Source organism: Clostridium tarantellae, from assembly GCF_009295725.1.
Classification (GTDB): Bacteria; Bacillota; Clostridia; order Clostridiales; family Clostridiaceae; genus Sarcina; species Sarcina tarantellae.
On sequence record NZ_WHJC01000471.1, the window covers coordinates 1 to 1,637 of the forward strand.

Annotated in this window: 2 protein-coding genes; both read right to left on the reverse strand. The window is 21.9% G+C overall.

Annotation, left to right across the window (positions count from 1 at the left end):
- Positions 1-186: 186 nt before the first annotated feature.
- Entirely contained in the window at positions 187-774 is a 588-nt protein-coding gene (gene rbr, locus GBZ86_RS15660; protein WP_152892206.1) for a rubrerythrin, read from the reverse strand.
- A gap of 160 nt (positions 775-934) precedes the next feature.
- Positions 935-1,621, reverse strand: coding sequence for a Crp/Fnr family transcriptional regulator (locus GBZ86_RS15665; protein WP_152892208.1), 687 nt, complete (start codon positions 1,619-1,621; stop codon positions 935-937).
- Between the last annotated feature and the right edge of the window lie 16 nt (positions 1,622-1,637).

Consider the following 1,637-nt stretch of genomic DNA (forward strand, 5'->3'; position numbering starts at 1 on the left):
ATATATATCATAATACTACTTCTAACATTTAATAATTTAAATGATAAAACTAGATTAGTTACTATAAAAATTTCATAATAGCCATTCTATTTTTATCAGTATTTTTAACTTAATGAAATAATAATTTAATAAAAATAAATAAAATTTAACTGTTTATCTATATATAAAAAAGGTTAGTTATAAATTTTAATAAGTCTCTTTAAACACTTCAAAATATGCTTGTGGATGTTTACATGCCGGACATTTTACTGGTGCTGATTTACCTTCCCAAATAAATCCACAATTGTCACATTTCCAAAGAACAACTTCATCTTTTTGGAATACTTGACCTTTCTCTATATTTTCAGCTAATTTTAAATATCTTCTTTCATGAGCTTTTTCAGCTATTGTAATCATTCTAAAAGAAGCTGCAATTTCTGGGAATCCTTCTTTTTCTGCTACATCTGCAAATATTGGATATAAATCTGTATTTTCATCATGTTCACCTGCTGCAGCATATTTCAAATTTTGTAATGTTCCTGCTGGAAATTCTAATGGATAATCAGCATTAACATTAAAAGCTTCCCCATTAAATTCATCTTTTAAATATTTAAGAAATACTTTAGCATGTTCTTTTTCATTATCAGCAGTTTCCATAAAAATATTTGATATTTGAACATAACCTTCTTTTTTAGCTTGACTTGCAAAATAAGTATATCTCATTCTAGCTTGACATTCACCAACAAAAGATTTAAATAAATTTTTAGCTGTTTCAGTATTTATTAAACTTTTCATTTTTCATTCCTCCTAATTGATATTTCCTAACAACAATTATTATATAACTACAATAATTATTTTTCAATCCTTATTTTTTAATATATTCCATTTAATTGTAATTTTTCCTCTAATTTATTATTGCAAAATTTAATTTAAATAATTTTTAATTGATTTCATTTTATACATTGTAAAATTCATTCTCTATATCTTTTAAATTTACTATTTTTATTTCTTTTAAATTAAAATCTATTAAATTTAAATTTTTCATTTTTATTAATTCTCTTGATAAAGAAGGTCTAGGTATTCCAAGTTCCTCTGCTAGTTCTTTTTTTGATGTTATATTATAAATTTTATTATGTGATTTTTTATAATTATCTAATAATGTTTTGCAAATTTTTCTTCTTATGGAATCTAGCTCTATAATATTTATTTTTTTATTTAGTAAAATTATTTTTTCTGATAATAATTGTAATATATTTTCTGAAAAAATTTTATTCTCTTTCATTATATGCAATATACTATTTTTTGGGAAAGATAAAATTTTACATTTTTCCAAAGCTATAACCGTAGAAGGATATTCTTTATTTTTAGAAAATAATAAAGCTTCTGCAAATATATCACTGCATTGAAAATTAGCTAATGTTAAAATTTTCCCATCCTTGTATATGGTTTGAACACTAGCTTTACCATTAATAACTATAGATAAACTAGTACATTTTTCTCCTTGATTAGCTATTATCTCTCCTTTTGAATACTCTTTTATTTTATAAATTTCATTATTTAATATTTCTTTTATCTCAAATTCATTTAAATTTTTAAACAAACTTGTTTTGTGTAAAATTTTAACTATATTATCTATGTTCATAATTCCTCCTTAAATT